This is a genomic window from Nodularia sp. UHCC 0506, assembly GCF_034931045.1.
Classification (GTDB): Bacteria; Cyanobacteriota; Cyanobacteriia; order Cyanobacteriales; family Nostocaceae; genus Nodularia.
In genome coordinates, this window is record NZ_JAYGHH010000032.1 from 5,048 (window position 1) to 23,879 (window position 18,832).

Annotated in this window: 18 protein-coding genes, 1 tRNA gene and 1 pseudogene; 11 read left to right on the plus strand and 9 right to left on the minus strand. The window is 41.1% G+C overall.

Translation table 11 applies throughout. The annotated features are described in order from the left end of the window. The 4 genes from smc to VB654_RS16760 form a co-directional block, all read left to right on the plus strand. The coding region (smc, locus tag VB654_RS16745; RefSeq protein WP_323214945.1) for a chromosome segregation protein SMC at nucleotides 1–3,303 on the plus strand (3,303 nt) is incomplete at its 5' end. Nucleotides 3,304–3,361: 58 nt separating this feature from the next. Further along, entirely contained in the window at nucleotides 3,362–4,345 is a 984-nt protein-coding gene (locus VB654_RS16750; protein WP_323214947.1) for a PRC-barrel domain-containing protein, read from the plus strand. Nucleotides 4,346–4,625: 280 nt separating this feature from the next. Continuing rightward, nucleotides 4,626–5,321 (plus strand): TIGR04283 family arsenosugar biosynthesis glycosyltransferase, encoded by a 696-nt coding sequence (locus VB654_RS16755; RefSeq protein ID WP_323214948.1) that lies wholly within the window; start codon nucleotides 4,626–4,628, stop codon nucleotides 5,319–5,321. Nucleotides 5,322–5,385: 64 nt separating this feature from the next. Next, nucleotides 5,386–6,138, plus strand: coding sequence for a TVP38/TMEM64 family protein (locus tag VB654_RS16760; RefSeq protein WP_323214950.1), 753 nt, complete (start codon nucleotides 5,386–5,388; stop codon nucleotides 6,136–6,138). Between the two features lie 352 nt (nucleotides 6,139–6,490). Here the strand turns inward: VB654_RS16760 and VB654_RS16765 are convergent, their stop codons facing one another. The 3 genes from VB654_RS16765 to VB654_RS16775 form a co-directional block, all read right to left on the minus strand. Beyond that, nucleotides 6,491–6,823 carry a DUF5615 family PIN-like protein gene (locus tag VB654_RS16765; RefSeq protein ID WP_323214952.1) on the minus strand — a complete coding sequence of 111 codons (333 nt, stop codon included), beginning with the start codon at nucleotides 6,821–6,823 and terminating at the stop codon, nucleotides 6,491–6,493. Next, nucleotides 6,820–7,044, minus strand: a complete 225-nt coding sequence (locus VB654_RS16770) for a DUF433 domain-containing protein (protein WP_323214954.1) — start codon at nucleotides 7,042–7,044, stop codon at nucleotides 6,820–6,822. The genes VB654_RS16765 and VB654_RS16770 overlap by 4 nt, the downstream gene beginning before the upstream one ends. Before the next feature lie 194 nt (nucleotides 7,045–7,238). After that, nucleotides 7,239–7,493: a hypothetical protein gene (locus VB654_RS16775; RefSeq protein WP_323214955.1), complete on the minus strand. Its 255-nt coding sequence runs from the start codon at nucleotides 7,491–7,493 to the stop codon at nucleotides 7,239–7,241. On the opposite strand from VB654_RS16775, the gene mgtE reads away from it, so the two are divergent. Continuing rightward, nucleotides 7,476–8,876: a magnesium transporter gene (gene mgtE, locus VB654_RS16780; protein WP_323214957.1), complete on the plus strand. Its 1,401-nt coding sequence runs from the start codon at nucleotides 7,476–7,478 to the stop codon at nucleotides 8,874–8,876. The genes VB654_RS16775 and mgtE overlap by 18 nt on opposite strands. Before the next feature lie 107 nt (nucleotides 8,877–8,983). Here the strand turns inward: mgtE and VB654_RS16785 are convergent, their stop codons facing one another. Further along, entirely contained in the window at nucleotides 8,984–9,241 is a 258-nt protein-coding gene (locus VB654_RS16785; protein WP_323214958.1) for a hypothetical protein, read from the minus strand. A 180-nt stretch (nucleotides 9,242–9,421) separates the two neighbouring features. Beyond that, nucleotides 9,422–10,276, minus strand: coding sequence for an SDR family oxidoreductase (locus VB654_RS16790; RefSeq protein ID WP_323214993.1), 855 nt, complete (start codon nucleotides 10,274–10,276; stop codon nucleotides 9,422–9,424). 415 nt (nucleotides 10,277–10,691) lie between these two features. On the opposite strand from VB654_RS16790, the gene VB654_RS16795 reads away from it, so the two are divergent. From VB654_RS16795 to acsF, 3 genes are all read left to right on the plus strand, one after another. Further along, a complete protein-coding gene (locus VB654_RS16795) occupies nucleotides 10,692–11,354 on the plus strand; it encodes a class I SAM-dependent methyltransferase (protein WP_323214959.1) in 663 nt (220 codons plus the stop codon). Nucleotides 11,355–11,625: 271 nt separating this feature from the next. Continuing rightward, nucleotides 11,626–11,970 (plus strand): metalloregulator ArsR/SmtB family transcription factor, encoded by a 345-nt coding sequence (locus VB654_RS16800; protein WP_323214960.1) that lies wholly within the window; start codon nucleotides 11,626–11,628, stop codon nucleotides 11,968–11,970. A gap of 110 nt (nucleotides 11,971–12,080) precedes the next feature. Continuing rightward, nucleotides 12,081–13,136, plus strand: coding sequence for a magnesium-protoporphyrin IX monomethyl ester (oxidative) cyclase (gene acsF, locus VB654_RS16805; protein WP_323214961.1), 1,056 nt, complete (start codon nucleotides 12,081–12,083; stop codon nucleotides 13,134–13,136). A gap of 23 nt (nucleotides 13,137–13,159) precedes the next feature. Here acsF and VB654_RS16810 read toward each other — a convergent pair. Beyond that, nucleotides 13,160–13,240, minus strand: a pseudogene (locus VB654_RS16810) (pentapeptide repeat-containing protein); the annotation flags it as partial. A 36-nt stretch (nucleotides 13,241–13,276) separates the two neighbouring features. After that, the gene (locus VB654_RS16815; RefSeq protein WP_323214962.1) at nucleotides 13,277–14,173 is read right to left on the minus strand and encodes a rhodanese-related sulfurtransferase; all 897 of its coding nucleotides are present in this window, start codon (nucleotides 14,171–14,173) and stop codon (nucleotides 13,277–13,279) included. A 56-nt stretch (nucleotides 14,174–14,229) separates the two neighbouring features. Here VB654_RS16815 and VB654_RS16820 point away from each other — a divergent pair. Then, nucleotides 14,230–14,302: transfer RNA gene (locus tag VB654_RS16820), tRNA-Ala, on the plus strand. On the opposite strand, the gene VB654_RS16825 is transcribed toward VB654_RS16820, so the two are convergent. After that, nucleotides 14,303–14,938, minus strand: a complete 636-nt coding sequence (locus tag VB654_RS16825) for a class I SAM-dependent methyltransferase (RefSeq protein ID WP_323214963.1) — start codon at nucleotides 14,936–14,938, stop codon at nucleotides 14,303–14,305. Between the two features lie 74 nt (nucleotides 14,939–15,012). Here VB654_RS16825 and VB654_RS16830 point away from each other — a divergent pair, with 74 nt between their 5' ends. Beyond that, nucleotides 15,013–16,428: a 1-acyl-sn-glycerol-3-phosphate acyltransferase gene (locus tag VB654_RS16830; RefSeq protein WP_323214964.1), complete on the plus strand. Its 1,416-nt coding sequence runs from the start codon at nucleotides 15,013–15,015 to the stop codon at nucleotides 16,426–16,428. Between the two features lie 41 nt (nucleotides 16,429–16,469). Here VB654_RS16830 and VB654_RS16835 read toward each other — a convergent pair whose 3' ends face one another. After that, on the minus strand, nucleotides 16,470–16,703 hold the full coding sequence (locus tag VB654_RS16835) for a DUF3134 domain-containing protein (RefSeq protein ID WP_323214965.1): 234 nt from the start codon (nucleotides 16,701–16,703) through the stop codon (nucleotides 16,470–16,472). Between the two features lie 455 nt (nucleotides 16,704–17,158). Here VB654_RS16835 and VB654_RS16840 point away from each other — a divergent pair. Continuing rightward, nucleotides 17,159–18,832, plus strand: a 1,674-nt coding sequence (locus tag VB654_RS16840) for a DUF3352 domain-containing protein (protein WP_323214966.1), incomplete at its 3' end; no start/stop codon positions are given.

An 18,832-nucleotide genomic window follows, 5' to 3' on the forward strand; every position in this document is an offset into this window, starting at 1 on the left:
AATTCCGACTCAGCACTCAGCACTCAGCACTCAGCACTCAGCACTGAATGGAGTGTTACTCGGCGGTTGCGGGTGACTCATCACGGGAGTTATACGTCGAATTATTATATGAATGGTGTGGCTTGTACTCTGACGGAGTTACATGAGGAGTTGAATAATCTCCGCATTTATCCGGAGGGGTATAATGTTGTGCTGCAAGGGGATGTTACTAGCATTATCTCGATGAATGCTAAGGAACGTCGGGAAATTATTGATGAGTTAGCTGGGGTTTCGGCTTACGATCGCAAGATTATTCAAGCTAAGAAAACTCTGGATGAGGTGAAGGATAAAGAAGATAGTTGTCGGATTATTGAGACGGAGTTAACTACTCAGCGCGATCGCTTGTCTCAGGATCGGGCGAAGGCGGAAAAGTATCAAAAACTGCGGGCGGAATTTTTAGCTAAACAGTCTTGGGAGGCGGTTCTCTCTTGGCGATCGCTTCAAGCACAACAAGAAAAGTTAATTGGCGAAATTCAAGCAGGCGATCGCACTTCTACTGAATTAAATTCTCAACTTACAACTCTAAATTCCCAAATTTCTCAAAAATCCGCCGAATTAGAAGAACTCAATGCCCGTGTCAAAGCTTTGGGTGAAGAGGAACTTTTAGCTGTACAATCAACTCTGGCGACTCAAGAGGCGGAACGCAAACAACTCCAACGCCGACAAACTGAGTTAACCACGGCTATTCAGGAAACTGTGAAGCGTCTGGCGCAAACTCAGCAGGATGTTCAACAGCATCAGCGTTCTTTAACGGAATTTTCCCAAACTCAGGTTGTCGAACAGCAATCTATTCTCTCCTGTCAGCAACAACGGGATGAAGCCCAACAAGCTTTAGATGCTTCTCGCGCCGCAGCAGCAGAAATCGCCACCGCTTCGGAAGCTTGGGTACAGCAACAAACGGCTTTCAATCGTCAAATTGAAACTATACTGCAAACTCTGGAACCCCAGCGCACAGAACAAGCCCAACTCAGGGAACGCCATCATCAATTACAGCAACTAATTACAGAACAAACTCAGTTAATTGCAACTTTAGAACCGGAATTAGCCGCTAAACAAACTGAATGTAATCGGGTGGAAACGGAGTTTAACGCTTCTAGTGAACCCATCCAAAATTTAGCCGAAAATCTCTCAGCCACAGAACAAGAATTACAAATCCAACAGGAAACCCAAAAGCGACTTTTACAAGAACAACGGGAAAAACAACGCCAGTTAGATAAAATCGAAGCCCAAGCCCAAGCCCAACAGGAAGTCCAGGGAACTCAAGCAAGTAAAGTTATATTACAATCGGGATTGCCTGGGCTTTGCGGTTTGGTTGTCCAGTTAGGCAAGGTGGATTCTCGCTATCAATTAGCCTTGGAAATCGCTGCTGGTGGGCGTTTGGGGCATATTGTCGTGGAAGATGACAGTGTAGCCGCAGCCGGCATTGAATTACTGAAACAAAAACGCGCTGGTAGGGCGACTTTTTTACCTTTAACTAAGATTCGGACTAGTAAGTTTACGCAGGATGCCACCTTGCGTTATGCCAATGGTTTTGTTGACTATGCGGTGAATTTAGTAGAGTGCGATCGCCGTTTTCAAGATGTCTTTAGTTATGTGTTCGGTAACACCGTAGTTTTTACCAATATCCAACAGGCACGCCCCAATATCGGACTGTATCGCATTGTCACCTTAGACGGAGAATTGTTAGAAACTAGCGGCGCGATGACTGGGGGAAGTAGTAATCAGCGTTCATCCTTAAAATTCGGGAAGGGGGAATCGGCGGAATCTCAGGAAGTTGTAGCGTTAAAGAGTCGCTTGGCAGATATTGAAAGGATTATAGAACGTTGTACCGAGGCGATCGCTACTTTATCAGCCAGAACCAAAGAACATACCCAAGCCCTCACAGAAGCCAGACAGGGGCGACGAGAACAGCAGTTACAGTTGTCACAACTGCAAAAGGATATTCAGGGTTTGACAGCCCAATTAGAGGGGACGCGATCGCAACTTACCCAAAACAACGAAAAAATCACCGTCGCCCAATCTCGTTTATCAGTTTTGGATCGGGAATTACCAGGACAAGAAAGCGAATTGCAACAATTGCGACAAGCTTTAGCTGAGTTAGAAGACTCTCAAACCCCTAGTGAATGGCAAGAAATTCAAGTAACTATTAAAAGCCAAGAGCAACAATTACAACAACGAGAGGGACAATTAAGGGATGCCCAGCAAAGATTAAAAAATTTGGAAATTCAGCAACTGCGATCGCAAGAGAAAATTCAAGAAGCTGAAGCGAAGATTCACCAATATCATGAACAGCAAACCAGCCAACAAAATCAACTCACTTCCCTGAATACTCAGCATTCAGAACTCAACCATCAAATCAGCGAAATCCAGGCGAATTTGAGTCAAATGGAGCAGAATTTGGGAGAAGAAAAACAGAAACGGGACGCAACAGAACAGGAATTGCGATCGCAACTTCTCAAACAACAACAACTGCAATGGGAAATCCAAAAACTCCAAGAAACCCAAACAAAGCGGCGGGAAGATTTAACAGCCTTGCAAAACCAACTGCGAGAAACAGGCGCAGAATTACCCAATCCTTTACCAGAAGTCCCCGATAAAGTCGATTTAGAGGAATTGCAAAAAGAACTCCGCAGCCTAGCCAAACGCTTACAGGCGATGGAACCAGTGAATATGTTGGCCTTAGAAGAATATGAACGCACCAACAACCGTCTTCAGGAACTAACGGAAAAATTGCAAACCTTAGAAGCAGAACGCACCGAATTATTATTACGCATTGAAAACTTTACCACCTTGCGGCAACGAGCTTTTAAAGAAGCCTTCGATGCTGTCAACGAAAACTTTCAATCGATTTTTGCCATTCTTTCCGACGGTGACGGCTATTTACAATTAGAAAACCCTGAAGATATCTTTAACAGTGGACTAAATTTAGTCGCCCACCCCAAAGGTAAACCAGTACAGCGTCTAGCTTCCATGTCTGGCGGTGAAAAATCACTCACAGCCTTAAGTTTTATCTTTGCCCTGCAACGTTACCGCCCCTCACCATTTTACGCTTTTGACGAAGTAGATATGTTTTTAGATGGGGCAAACGTCGAGCGATTAGCTAGAATGATTAAACAACAAGCCCAACAAGCGCAATTTATAGTTGTGAGTTTGCGTCGTCCGATGATAGAATCAGCCGAGCGCACCATTGGCGTAACTCAAGCCAGAGGAGCTTACACTCAAGTTTTGGGAATTAAATTAAAATCATCCCATACATCTGCTTGAGTTTTTGTTAATAATAGTGTATAGATAAACCGGATTCGAGATCAGGACTCGGTATAGAATGACCTCTGAACAGACAATTAGGCGTTCCGACATATTAAACACCCAGGTGATTACTCGCGACAACGGCAAACGGCTCGGTGTCGTTAATCAGCTTTGGGTTGATATTGATCAAAGAGAGGTTGTGGCACTTGGTTTGCGAGACAGCCTGATCTCTATTTCGGGTCTGCCACGCTATATGTACCTCAGCACCATCAACCAAATTGGTGATGTAATTCTCGTTGATAACGAAGATGCCATAGAAGACATCGAAGTTGAAACTTTAAGTAATCTGATTAACTGGGAAGTAATTACAGAAACAGGCGAAGTATTAGGCAGGGTGAGGGGTTTTAAATTCAATGGCGAAACTGGTAAAATTCAATCCATAGCGATCGCTTCTTTAGGATTACCCCAAATTCCCGACCAATTCCTCAGCACCTACGAGTTCTCTGTGGATGAAATCGTCAGCACCGGCCCCAGCAGGTTAATTGTCTTTGAAGGAGCCGAAGAAAGAATTAACCAGTTAACAGTCGGTGTACTAGAACGCTTAGGCATAGGTAAAGCACCGTGGGAGCGAGAAGCCGAAGAAGAATACGGTTACACTCCCCGCACAGTCTCACCAGCGAATCAGCTACCCAGTGGAGTGCCATTACAACCACCCAGAACCAGAGTTCGCGCTCCCGAACCCGTAGTTGAGGAAGAATGGACAGAAGACTATGTGGAAGAAGAAATTCCCCAGCGTCAAGTCATGCGGGCGCAACAGTATGAACCCATTCAATACGAAGACGACGAAGAAGACAACTGGAGTGAGGCCACAGGTAGGGATAGATATCAAGAACCACCAGCTAGATATGAACCCCAGCCTTACAGCAAGCCTTACGCCGACGAATACGACGACTACGACGATGTAGAAGGTGACGCTTGGGAAGATGCACCAAAGCCGGTGAATATTCCCAAAAAAGTTAAAGAAAGACAGCCAGAATACGAAGAAGAAGGTGGATATTAGGATAATTCGTAATTCGTAGTTCGTAATTCGTAGTTCGTAGTTCGTAATGCCTCTTTCAGAGGAGCTACGCTAACGTAATTCGTAATTAAACCCTCTTCCTCTCATCTGCGTGGAAGGGGGTTTGAAATTAAAGGCGTTGTTGAGTCTAAAATTATACGACTAAAAAAAGAATGCGACAGATACCCATAAGCAAAGCCTTATTATGTCTGGCTTTTTGAATTTTGAATTTTGAATTTTGAATTGTTATCCTCTCTGCGTGCAATAAATCCTTAATTCAGCCGTGAATCACACAATTTCCATTATTATCCCCACTTTCAACGAAGCGGCAAATATTGAGAATGCGATCGCTTGTACTCAACCCAGTACAAATGTAGAATTAATCATAGTGGATGGTGGCTCACAAGATGATACTGTAAAGATAGCTCAGTCATTAGGTGTCAAAGTTATTTTATCTGTCCCTGGCCGTGCGGCGCAAATGAACGTCGGTGCTATGGCTGCAACTGGGGAAATTCTGCTATTTCTTCATGCAGATACCCGCTTACCTGCTGGCTTTGATAACATGGTTCGTAGCGCATTACAACAGCCTAAAATAGTAGCTGGTGCGTTCTCCTTGCAGATTGATGCCGACCATTGGGCTTTGCGATGGGTAGAAAAAGGAGTAAACTGGCGATCGCACTTTTATCAAATGCCCTACGGTGATCAAGCAATATTTTTAACAACAGAAATATTCGAAAAAATTGGTAATTTTCCTAATTTGCCCATCATGGAAGACTTTGAACTCATCCGGCGTTTAAAACGTACTGGTAAAATTGCTATTATTTCTGTACCAGTTATCACTTCAGCCCGGAGATGGTTGAAAAAAGGCGTATTTCAAACTACCCTACTAAATCAAATCGTAATTACTGCTTATTTCCTCGGTGTTTCACCTGAACGCATTCGCAGCTGGTATCGTCGGGAAAAAACTCAGAAATTTTAAACTTTTTCTCATATCAGCTTCGTATATTAATAACAGGTAACGATGAAAAACTCAGGTACATTACATGGTTCAAAAGCCCCAGCCCCGAACAAATCGGACACTCAAATTTTTAATAATTAGTTTTCTGATTATTACCCTGATTTTTCTAGCCCAATACGTCAACATTCCAATAATTTTACATAATTCCATGTTACGGGTGCAAAATCTTGGTGTATTCGGACCAATTGCTTATATTTTTATTTATAACTTAGCCACAATACTATTTATCCCCGGTTCTCTATTAACCCTCAAAGGTGGTTGCTTATTTGGCTTATTTTGGGGTTCTGTATATGTATTAACTGCCGCTATTATCGGGGCAATTTTAGCTTTTATCGTCGGACGCTATTTATCCCGTGATTGGGTTTCTCACCAGATTAATAAACATCCTAAATTTAAAGCCATAGATTTAGCAGTAGCCAAAGAGGGATGGAAAATAGTTTTACTGACGCGTTTGTGTCCCATCTTTCCATTCAACTTATTAAATTACGCTTTTGGAATTACACAAGTTTCGCTCAAAGACTATATATTAGGTTCCTTTGGCATTATTCCCGGTACAGTTATGTACGTTTATATGGGGTCTTTAGCAGGTGATTTAGTCATGATAAATCAGAGTTATCAGCCAACCAATCCCGAAGCGCAAATCTGGCATTGGGTAATGCAGATAATTGGGTTAATTGCCACCATTTCGATAACTATATATATTACTAAAATTGCTCAAAAAGTTCTCAGAGAAAGTATGGTGACAGCAGAAATTACCAAGGATGATACTAATTATTAATCATAAATTTTATGTGTCGTGAGTAGCTACTAATTTAGGCTTACAATTAGCAAGCGATCGCACTTCTTGTTTTAATATTATATAAATAATTATTGTGTTTGCTAATTCTAATTAATTATTGGCTGATTCGGAACGAGACTTGTACTCATCAAAATCCAAGCCCGTTGGAAAAGGATATAGCTGTATTTCAATATTGGCTGACAATAATTTAATCAATAATAGATGATATTTTAAGATGATTGTTAATATTGCGGTAATTTTGCTCCTGAGAAATATAAGACTCTATTTGATCAAGAATATTGTTTGAAAAAATAAGCATTTTGTGTAGTATGCTATACTGTATCATCTTCATTCAAGTAATTTCAACTAATGTTTCACCGGAAGACAAAATTTCCAAAGCTTTGAGTAAAGTAGCACTCAAAATCTCTCTCAGCCTAGCATTGGAAGTATTACCACAAGTTAACCAGATGATTTGCGGTGGTGTTCCCAGACGCTCAACTAAATCTACAAAGTCGCTATCTTTAGTCATAAAGATAACCCCTTGAGCTTTTGCAGCCTCAAAAATTTCCTCATCTTCAGCATCTCTTAGTCCCACATCACGCAAGGCTAAAGCCGTTACACTGAATGTTTGAGTAATCCAAGTAGCAATAGCTGGTGATAAGTGTGCATCAACCCAGATAATCATGCCACTAAAACCGGATGATTGAGTTTTCGTGAAGCATATAAAAGTGCTGCTTTGAGATCATCAGGCTCAAGATCCGGTAAATCCTCTATAATTTCTTCAGCAGTTAAACCAGATGCAAACAAATCTAATACATCTGTTACTCTAATTCTCATACCACGAATACAGGGACGACCACCACATTGTTTAGGATTAACCGTGATTCTTGCTAGTAAATTTGACATACAAGCTGATTTCAATAACTCTTGTGTTCAGCGTAAATCAAGTTTGTAAAACTTGCAACTCAATTAATAATGATGTTGTAGATGAGGATTAATTTCCTGGTGTTGCTGAATTGGATATAAAATTGATAAATTCAATCCTTTCAATCTTGATTATTTGTGCCTACCTTTATAATATCGTGGTCACGTAGCCTTTCCTAGAAAAGCGCGATCGCGTGACAATAATTTTTGATTAAGGAGTGTAGAAATATTTGATAAAACTTCTCTACAAGGGTTTTCGGCTCACGAATTTGCTTAACCGAGTAGTATTGTATGAGAATAGAAAGTATTGATGCCTCTAAAATGGAAGCAATTACAAAATTAACTTTCTCATTACCACATTCCTCTAAACTAAAAGCAGCAAACTTATTTAAACTGGCTGAGGAAAATAGATTTTGACTGAGACGAATCATTTAAACTTTACCACCCAAAATATCACGCGTAGCGAATTGCAAGATTTAGTGCGAAATCAGCTACAAATTCTTCTAGAATCGGGTAACTTGCAAGAAGCCAAATCTATTCTCCAACCTGTGCAACCTGCGGATATTGCTGAGGCCATTGAAGGCTTACCAGAAGCAATGCACGCTTTGGTGTTTCGCTTACTTCCTAAAACAGAGGCTATCGAGGTTTATGAATATCTCGACTACAGTGTTCAAGAACATTTAATTGAGGAACTCAGAAGTCAGGATGTCCGTGACATTGTGGATAAAATGTCTCCAGATGACCGGGCTAGATTATTTGACGAACTACCCGCAAAAGTTGTCAATCGCTTACTAGAACAACTGAGTCCAGCCGAACGCCAAGCTACAGCCCAACTTTTAGGTTATGAAGCGGATACAGCTGGGCGTATCATGACCCCAAAGTTAATTTATCTCAAAGAAAATTTTACGGTATCTCAAGCCATAGAGCGAATTCGCAGCCTCGCTAATGTGAGTGAGATCATTTACTACCTTTACGTTACTGATATCGCTAGGCGTTTGACGGGGATTGTTTCTTTACGAGAGTTGGTAGTATCTCAGCCGGAACAAACCATTGGCGACATTATGACCCGTGAAGTGGTGTTTGTCCATACAGATACAGACCAAGAAGAAGTGGCTCGATTAATTCAAAGATATGATTTTTTAGCTGTTCCTGTGGTAGATAAAGAACAGCGTTTAGTAGGTATTGTTACTGTTGATGATGTGATTGATATTCTGCAACGGGAAACCACCGAGGATATCTACGCGTTGGGGGGTGGTGTGCAGTCCGATGGTGACAACTATTTTCAAATGAGTTTACTACAAGTTGCCCGCAAGCGGGTAGTGTGGTTGTTCGTTTTACTGATAACTAATACAGTGACTGGTGCAATTATTAAGTCTCAAGAAGATATTTTAAAACAAGTAGTAATTCTGACAGCGTTTATTCCTTTGCTGACAGGCACTGGTGGTAATGTGGGGGCGCAGTCTTCTACGGTGGTAATTCGGGGGATGAGTACCGATGAAATTAGATCCTTGAAGATATGGCAGGTAATTGGCAGAGAAGCGATCGCTGGAGCATTTTTGGGTTTAATGTTAGGTAGCATCGCCACCATCTGGGCTTACTTTTTGCAAGGACGTGCCGAGGTCGCATTCACTGTTGGTATCAGTCTGGTAGCTATTTCTATGATTGCTTCTGTTTCAGGTTCAGCACTGCCGTTTTTATTCCGGGCTTTCCGCTTAGACCCAGCCTTGATGTCAGCACCGTTTATTACTACAGCCGTTGATGTTCTGGGTGTTTTAATTTACTTTAAGTTGGCACGAGTAATTTTAGGGTTATAAGTTTTGAGCGACCTAAAAGGGAAAGTCAAAAGTATTAAATCCCCTCGCAACCAATGAAACAAAGACATTTTTAATTTGGCTAAAAGCCCTGCTATATTATGAAAACTCTACAATTCTGAGGCAGTCTCTGGGGCAACAATTTCTCCAGTCCCTAATTCTATAATCATATCCTGATCAGTAATTAACTCATTCAGTTCCTTAACTTGCAAATTCATTTTTTCACAAGAGTTTCTGAGTGCGTGGGCAAAAGTATTAATATCATCACCATAGCCACATTGATAAGCCGCAACTTCTATACCCTGCTTGGCATTTGCTCTAGCACAGTCTACTAATTCTGTGCCAAGCAATGGTCTGGGAGATGTCATAATTTATAATTGTGATTTGTTACCTGTTTATCGTTAGCTAGACTAGCATTTATTTAGAATTAATGTATCCCTCTGATGGCAGAGAAATAAATCGTAATTTGTAATATTAATATTATTATATTTAATCTCTGAATAACTCCAGGAAAATTTCAGATATTAAATTCCCCGGAGTGATTTGAATTAGCCGTTGACTACTACTCCCCCATTGGGATGTAATACTTGACCAGACATATAAGAAGCATCATCAGAAGCTAAAAATACATAACTGGGTGCAACTTCTTCAGGTTGTCCGGGTCGTCCCATGGGAACTTGTTTGCCAAAAGTCGCAACTTGATCTGCGGGAAAAGTAGAAGGAATTAAAGGTGTCCAAATCGGGCCTGGTGCTACAGCATTAACCCGAATACCTTGAGAGACTAAATTTTGTGATAAGGAACGAGTAAAGGCGACTATTGCACCTTTTGTAGAAGAATAATCGAGTAAGTTGCTATTACCTTTATACGCCGTAATTGATGTACTATTGATGATGGAACTACCTGCTTTTAAATGTTTCATTGCTGCTTTAGTCAGGTAAAACATTGAGAAAATATTAGTGCTGAAAGTGCGCTCTAGTTGCTCTTTAGTGATTTCTTCAATGCTTGCTTGCGGATGTTGTTCAGCTGCGTTATTAATCAGAATATCGAGTTTACCTAATTGCTCAACGGTTTGTTCTACAGCTTGCTGACAAAAGGTTTCATCAGTAATATCTCCGGCGATCGCCACCACACGCCGCCCAAGATTTTCTACCAAATTTTTAGTTTCTTTGGCATCATCATGTTCTATCAAGTACACAATCGCTATATCTGCACCTTCTTTAGCAAAGGCGATCGCCACAGCCCGACCAATACCACTATCTCCCCCCGTGATTAATGCTACTTTATTATGTAATTTGCCACTGCCCTGATACTGGGGGTCATCAGCTTTGGGCTTTGGTTTCATTTTTGATTCTTTACCAGGTGGTTTTTGTTCTTGTGGTGGTTGTAAGATTTCTTCTGGCATAGGATGAATTTCTGGTAAATTAATAAAGGAAAAAACAATTAACAAAATTCTAAAAGTAAACCCTGGATCGATAATTCAATCCAAGGTTTCATTTATGCTTTAACTCCCAACTTACAAATTGTAAGTTTAGGCTTTTTACCCCGGATGTAAGCCAAACGTACTAATTGAGGGCAATTGTACGCGACCGACATTTTTATCCTCACACCAGACACACGCTCTTAATCTGACCACTGAAAACAAGTACACAACTCTCTTGGAATGTCAGGATTGCTCCTGTTCATCTGCTTTCAAGTTAACTATGAATTTAGGGAAATTTATCATTCTTTGGATGGAAAGACAAATTAGCTTTTCTCAACCTAAAGACGTAAAATCAGGTATTATTAATAAATAATTTGAATGTTAGTTTTACTGAATTATGGCAAATCAAACATTGGGAATAGAACCACAACTATATAACTACTTACTTTCAGTATCTTTACGGGAACCAGAAATCCTATTCCAACTCAGAGAAGAAACAGCACAGCATCCAATGGCAATGATGCAGATTGCACCAGAACAGGGGCAATTTATGGCTTTACTAGTGCAATTAATGGGAGCAAAGAAAACTTTAGAGGTAGGGGTATTTACAGGTTATAGTTCCCTAGCGGTGGCTTTGATGTTACCTCCAGAGGGTCGGGTAGTAGCCTGTGATGTGAGTGCAGAGTTTACAGCGATCGCTCGTCGTTATTGGCAAAAAGCCGGGGTAGCAGATAAAATTGACTTACATATAGCCCCAGCAATGGAGACATTAGATCAGTTACTCGCCGCAGGTGAAGCAGAAACCTTTGATTTCGCCTTCATCGATGCTGACAAAAGTAATTATGATAGTTATTATGAGCGATCGCTGCAATTAATCCGTCCGGGTGGATTAATCTTGATTGATAATGTTCTTTGGTCAGGAAAAGTTGCAGATAGCGAAGTCCAAGACAATCGCACTATCAACATTCGCACCTTCAACCAGAAACTTTATCAAGATGAAAGAATTAATCTGAGTTTAGTTCCCATCGCCGATGGCTTAACCCTAGCGTATAAGAAATAGCACAAAGGGCAGGGCGCAGAGTATTATACCTCTGTATTTACTGAGAAAAAAAATAAAAGTTTTCCCTTGTTAAAGCCTCTTCTTGATCAGGAGAGGTTGATCCAAAATCCAAAATTGAGTCACCTTGGTAAAATGAAACTGGAACTTAAGTTCTAAGTGGGGGAGAAATAGATTGGTGTATAGGATAGTCTGATTTTAAACACCAGCACTGATAATGTCACTTTGTAATACCATATAATAATATAATAAAACTATAAAATTTTGATGATTTATGTTAAAAACTTCACCTAACGGACTGGGGCCAATTGCTGATTATTTTAAAGTTCTTTCCGAAGTTAGCCGACTCCAAGTTCTCTGCTGTTTAAAGCCAGGTAGCAAAAATGTCACAGAAATTATGGAAGAAACCGGACTAGGACAAGCAAATGTGTCCAAGCATTTGAAAATTTTGGCGCAAGCTGGGATTGTCAAGCGGGAACCGCAAGGGGTGAGTGTTTATTATGAAATTGTAGACCCGTTAATTTTTGAGATTTGCGAATTGGTATGCGATCGCCTCTCAATTCAACTGGAACAACAATCACAGCAATTGAAACAGCTAGAAGCGTTACGTAGTAGTTAAACAGGATTTGTCAGCATTTTTGGATCAGATTGTAAAGATGTCTAGCCAAAGTCTGGAGCATATTATAACTTTATAGTTATAAATGAATTGACTCGACTAACCCATGACTTATGGTTAATTCCCTCCCCAAACCACAAACTAAAATCCCCAGCCAAGAAACTGTACTCACTCCCCGGTTTTACACTACAGATTTTGAAACCGCCGGCAACCTGGATTTGTCTGCCCAGGAAACTGAGTTACAGGCAATGCTGGCAGAAATGCGGGCAGACTACAACCGACATCATTTTGTGCGAGATGAGGCGTTTGAAAAGTCTTGGGAACACATTGAGGGTGAAGCCAGGGAAGCATTTATTGACTATTTGGAACGTTCTTGCATTTCTGAGTTTTCCGGCTTCCTGCTTTTTAAGGAATTATCCCGCAAGTTGAAAAATCCCAGTCCACTATTAGCGGAAATATTTCAACTGATGGCGCGTGATGAAGCCCGCCACGCCGGATTTCTCAACAAAGCAATGGGTGATTTTCAACTCTCTCTAGATTTAGGTAATGTTACTAAAACCCGCACATATACATTTTTCCCCATAGAGTGGGTACTTTACAGCGTTTACCTCTCCGAGAAAATCGGCTACTGGCGTTACATAATTATTTACAGACATTTAGAAAAGCACCCAGAAAACCAGTTTTATCCGATTTTCCGCTACTTTGAGAGTTGGTGCCAAGATGAAAACCGCCACGGAGACATATTTAAGGCACTTTTACGTTCTCAACCACAACTATGGAACAACTGGAAAGCTAGGCTGTGGAGTCGCTTTTTCTTGCTATCGGTATTTGCTACCCACACTTTGACAGTTCATGAACGTTCCAGATTCTACAACTCACTAGGACTGGATGCCACAGACTTTGATGTGCAAGTGGTTCGCAATACCAACGAAACGGCGGGAAGGGCTTTTCCTGTGATGTTGAATACTGAACATCCCCAATTTTTCCCCCGTCTGCAACGTTGTGCAGGTTACAACTTGCAAATTGCCGAAATTTCCCGCAGTTCTCAGCCAAAACTAGTGAAGCTGATTCGCAAACTACCTTTGATTACCGCAATTGTTTGGAATCTGCTGTTAATTTACTTAATTAAACCCATTGACACCGAAGTTTTGCGAGGAACCGTGCGTTAGATTTTTCAGGCGATCGCTTATATTCAATCATGAACTGTACCATCAGGCATGATTGTTTCCTGCAAATCGGCATTAGTAAGAATTGCCCCAGTTAAATCCGCCCCTTAAAGAGTAAGTCCTAACAAATTACGAATTACGAATTACGAATTACGAATTAATTGATATTGTTTCCACTTCTCCTGCTGACGCACCCTTTTTTCATCCGTCAGGCTATCAAAACAGTGAGGACAAGAAATACCTTCCTCATATTTAGAAGAAGCCTTATCTGTCGCCGAAATGGGATGTCCACAACAGAAACACAACTCATGACTGCCTAACTCCAACCCATGACGCACAGCGACACGTTCATCAAATACAAAACATTCACCTTCCCACAAACTTTCCTCTCTTGGCACAGATTCCAAATATTTGAGAATTCCGCCTTTCAGGTGATAGACCTCTGCAAAGCCTTGAGACATCATAAAAGATGAGGCTTTTTCACAACGAATCCCGCCAGTACAAAACAACGCGACTTTTTTATGTTGCTTGGGATCGAGATTATTACTCACATATTCTGGAAACTCTCGGAATGATTTAGTTTGAGGATTTTGTGCCTTTTTGAAAGTCCCAATATTCACCTCATAATCATTACGGGTGTCAATCACAATTACTTCCGGATCACAAATCAAATCATTCCATTCTTGGGGACTGACATAAGTACCCACCTGCTGATTGGGGTCAACTTCCGGCAAACCCATAGTGACAATTTCTGATTTTAGCCGTACCTTCATTCGTTCAAAAGGTTGTGTTTGGGTGTAAGATTCTTTGTGTTCTAAGTCCGCTAAACGGGGGTCAGAACGCAGAAACGTTAAAACAGAGTCAACCCCTTGACGCGACCCGGCAATCGTGCCGTTAATACCTTCTGCTGCCAATAAAATTGTTCCCTTAACACCTTGTAATTGACAGTAAGACAGTAAAGTTTCTTGTTTTTCTGCAAAATCGGGCAGTTTGACAAATTTATACAGCGCTGCCACCACCTGAATATTTTCTTGCTTCATTTCTTGAGCAATGATATAATTTCTAACTAAAGTAGCAAATACTTTTTCTATTTTATGGGGGTTTAGCTCAGTTGGTAGAGCGCCTGCTTTGCAAGCAGGATGTCAGCAGTTCGAGTCTGCTAATCTCCACTATTCACCACGTTGAAATACTACAGACAGATTATTAGCTGGCATTTGGTAAATTTCTTTAAAAGTCAGATTCTGATTACTAGCTGCTGCGATGACATCCTCTAAATTACGCACACCCCACTCAGGATTTCGCTCTGTTAAAGATTGGTCAAAAGCGGCATTACTCGGTGCAGTATGTTCGCCCTTTTGTTTAAACGGGCCATATAAATATAATATTCCACCAGGAGGCAAAATTCGACCAGCACCAGCCATGAGTCCCAAACAAGCTGACCAAGGTGAAATATGAATCATATTAATATTAACTATAGCTACAATGGGTGAGTCAAGTAATACACCTTGCTCTAATGCCCAAATTGGCGCACTAGCATCCAGTTCCAAGGGTGGATAAAGATGATCTGAGGGACATTCTTCAGCCCAAGCCCTGACACTAGCGCGTAATAGTGGATTTTGTTCAGTAGGTAGCCATCGCCGAGGGCTAAGACGGGGCGCAAAAAATACAGCGTGTTCACCCGTACCACTAGCCACCTCCAAAATAGTGCCACTTGTAGGTAAAACTTGTAAAAGCACCTTTAAAATAGGTTGACGATTGCGTTCAGTTGCTGGCGCGTACTGTCGCGCATCCTCTGGTTTCTTCATATCCAAACTTTTCCATCCTTTGCGCCTCTGCGCCTCTGCTTGCCACTAATCCATATTTTCATCTGGAGAATCATTTGCCCAAATCAATCAACTCCACCCAACCACCCCTGACATTTATTCACCAAAGCTTTAACCCATTTATACTGCAAATTTTCCGGTGGTTATTGCCTGTTGTGTTACGATTTCGGACTAGACCGTGGCTACCTGCGGGGATTGTCCACATTGAAGCGAAGAACGTTGAGACATTAGCCCAACTTTATCAACAATTCCAATCTGGCAAAATTCGCTTTTTGATTGCGTTTCGTCATCCAGAGGTCGAAGATCCCCTGTGTATGCTACATCTACTGTCCTACATTTTGCCTAAAGTTGCACGCCAGCAAGGGATAAAACTGCAACAACCCCTTCACAGCTATTTTCTTTATGACCGAGGGATGACTGTGTGGGCTGGGGATTGGCTGGGGCTATTATTCTCTAAAGTTGGTGGTGTCCCGATTCGTCGTGGTCGGCGATTAGATAGACAAGCTATCCAAACAGCACGAGAGTTGTTTTGTCATGGTGAGATGCCGATCGCGATCGCACCAGAAGGAGGTAATAATGGTCATAGTGAAATTGTCAGCCCCTTAGAACCAGGTGTAGCGCAATTAGGGTTTTGGTGTGTAGAAGATTTGCAAAAAGCCCACCGTTCTGAGACTGTTATAATTGTGCCGATTGGTATTCAGTATAGCTATGTGGAGCCACCTTGGTCAAAACTGCATGGGCTATTAACTAAATTAGAAGCTGATAGCGGTTTGGAATCTGTTGATCAATCTGCTACTGATAAACAGCAAGAATTTTACTATCAACGCATTTGTCGCCTGGGTGAATATTTCATTACCGAGATGGAAGAGTTTTATCGCCGTTTCCATCATCAAGATATTCCTAAAACCATATCTATTGATGAATCTGCAAGCCCCAATGAGATTCTCATTGCTAGATTGCATCGTTTAATGGATAAAGCTTTACACGTTGCTGAAACATATTTTGGAGTAGAAGCGCATGGAAATTTTATTGACCGTTGTCGTCGTTTAGAAGAAGCCGGTTGGAATTATATTTACCGGGATGATATAGCCGATATCAATGCTTTACCACCCTTCAAACGTGGGTTAGCAGATTGGGTTGCATCAGAAGCAGATTTGAAGATGCAACACATGAGAATAGTGGAAAGTTTTGTGGCTGTGACTGCTAATTATATCCAGGAAAAACCGACGGCGGAAAGGTTCGCAGAAACGGCGTTATTAATGTTTGATTTGCTGTCTCGTATTCAGGAATCTACTCTTCCTGGTAGACCCCGTTTAGGTTTGAGGAAGGCGACAATTACTGTCGGTGAACTGATTTCTGTGACTGAACGCTGGCAAAATTCTCAAGGCGAGCGCGCTGTGACTCGTCAGGCTGTAATTCAGTTGACAAAAGACCTACAAACTGCTATGGAATCTATAATTAAGGACAATTAGCAAAGACCGGGTTTTTAGCTAAAAACCCAGTTGTTTCTGACCTAATCTTCTAATTCCATATCTGAATCATCATCGTCATGATCATAGGGGATATCATCAAGCTCAATCATCTCTGAGATTTCTTCTACTTGACTCAGACGCTGAGATTCTTGATGTTCACGCTCTATGAGGCGACCATTTGACTTTAGCCATTCTAGCAACACAAATTCATTACTAGTACGAATTACTGTGGCTCGTTGATTACGAGGTTCTTCACTCAAAGGGCCGTTAGGCATATAAAAAACTCACTTTTAATAGAAAAAACTAGATTGGCTGAAAGTCAATTATAGTAGACAACTTCACTTTGATTTACTGGACTAAATCGCATATCTCATAACTGATATTTCTTGACTGGTATATTATGGTTACATTGGCTACAGTTTAAGTACCATAAACCCTTGATGATGTGACAAAGTATAATCTAAGCTATAGCAACAATTAACCATAGTCGTAACACTCTCAGTATAAATCAGCTTGACAAAAAAATACTTTTATTCATATAATTCGCGTCTTTTCTTGAGAAAATCTGTTTTTATATGCTCGGCGGCGATTTATAAGATACTCTAGGCGAATTAATCAAGCATAAGAGTCATCACTGCATAATGCAGGACAGTTTGGTGAAAATAAACGAGTTTTTTCACCGTAATTACATTTAAACTGGTGACAATTTGAATAAACAAGGTTAGTAATAATGCCTGAACGTAAACCGAATTTATTAATCCCTGCTGTTGGTGCGACTGTACTTGTGGTGGGAAGTATAGCGGCTTATATATATTTTAAAGGCCCGTCTGGAGATAGCTCAGACGCTCTAGGTAGTGCTAAATTAGTCCCTTCTACAGCACTGATGGCAACCTACATTACCACTGACCCCCAAGCCTGGGGAAAGTTGGCAGACTTTGGCACTCCAGAAGCGCAAAAGCTACTAGCCCAAGGGGTAGAAAATTTTCAACAAGATTTGTTTAGTGATGGTAATATTTCATACGAACAAGATTTAAAGCCTTGGGTTGGTGGTGTGATGGTGGCTGTACTACCGCCCAATCCTACTAAACTGGCACAATCGAATCAGCCGAATTCTGGTACCAAAGCAGCGCCAGAATCTAATATTTTGATGGTAGTGGGCATCAAAGATAAACTTAAAGCCTTAAATTTTGCTAATCAATTAAAATCAAAAACAGGTGTCAAAGTTGAGGAATCTGATTATAAAGGCGAAAAAATCACAGCAGTTACAGAAAATGGCAGACTGACATATAGTGCTGTTTTAAATAATAATCATTTAGTATTAGCTCCAGAAAAGCAAGCTGTAGAAAAGGCTATTGAAACTTTCAAAGGACAGCCCTCTTTCGCCAGTCAAGAAGGTGTAAAGACGATTCTCACGGCTAACGCAGATGTGAAAAATATTCTCGCCCAAGTTTATATCCCAGACTATGCGGGAATGGTGCAGCAATTGGTAGCAGCAAATCCCCAGACTACCCAATTACCACCACAAACTCTGCAACAGTTACAACAAGTAAAATCGGTTGTGGCGCGTGTGGGAGTTGATGATCAGGGAGTGCGGATGAGAGCGATCGCTAATTTAGATCCGCAATTGAACAAATTTGAATACCAAGCCAGTCCAGGCAAAATAGTCGGTAAATTACCCTTGGATACCTTTGCTTTGATGACTGGTAATGGCATCAACCGGAGTTGGTCAGCCTTAGTAGAGCAATCTCAAGCTTATCCAGGATTTAACCAAATCTTACAACAGGTACGGGGGCAATTAAAGTTTGTCAATATTGACTTAGATAAAGACATTTTTGGGTGGATGGATCAAGAATTTGCCTTTGGTGCTATGCCATCGAATCAAGGTGTGTTAGCGAATTTTGGTTTTGGTGGTGCATTAGTATTAGAAACAAGCGATCGCCAAACTGCAATAGCCACTTTTAACAAACTAGATAACCTTGCCAAAACTCAACAAATTAACGTCGCTAACAGAAATATTGACGGTAAAGATGTCACTGAATGGCAAATACCCGGACAAGGGGCATTACTATCTCATGGTTGGCTAAATCAAGAGACTGTATTTTTGGCAGTTGGTGGTTCCATAGCTGAGGCGATCGCCACGAATAATAGCCCTAAACTTGATAGTAGCGACACCTTCAAAGCTGTAACTGGTTCACTGCAACAACCCAATGCTGGTTACTTCTATATAGATGCAGAAAAAACTGCGTCCCTAGTTAATCGGTTTATGACACAAGGACAACCTCTACCAACGGAAGCTAATACAGTTCTGAGTGCTATTCATGGTTTTGGTGTCACTGTCACCAGTCCCGATAAATCTACAGGTCAATTGGAGATGTTGTTGGCTTTGAAACCGAAAACGACTAAG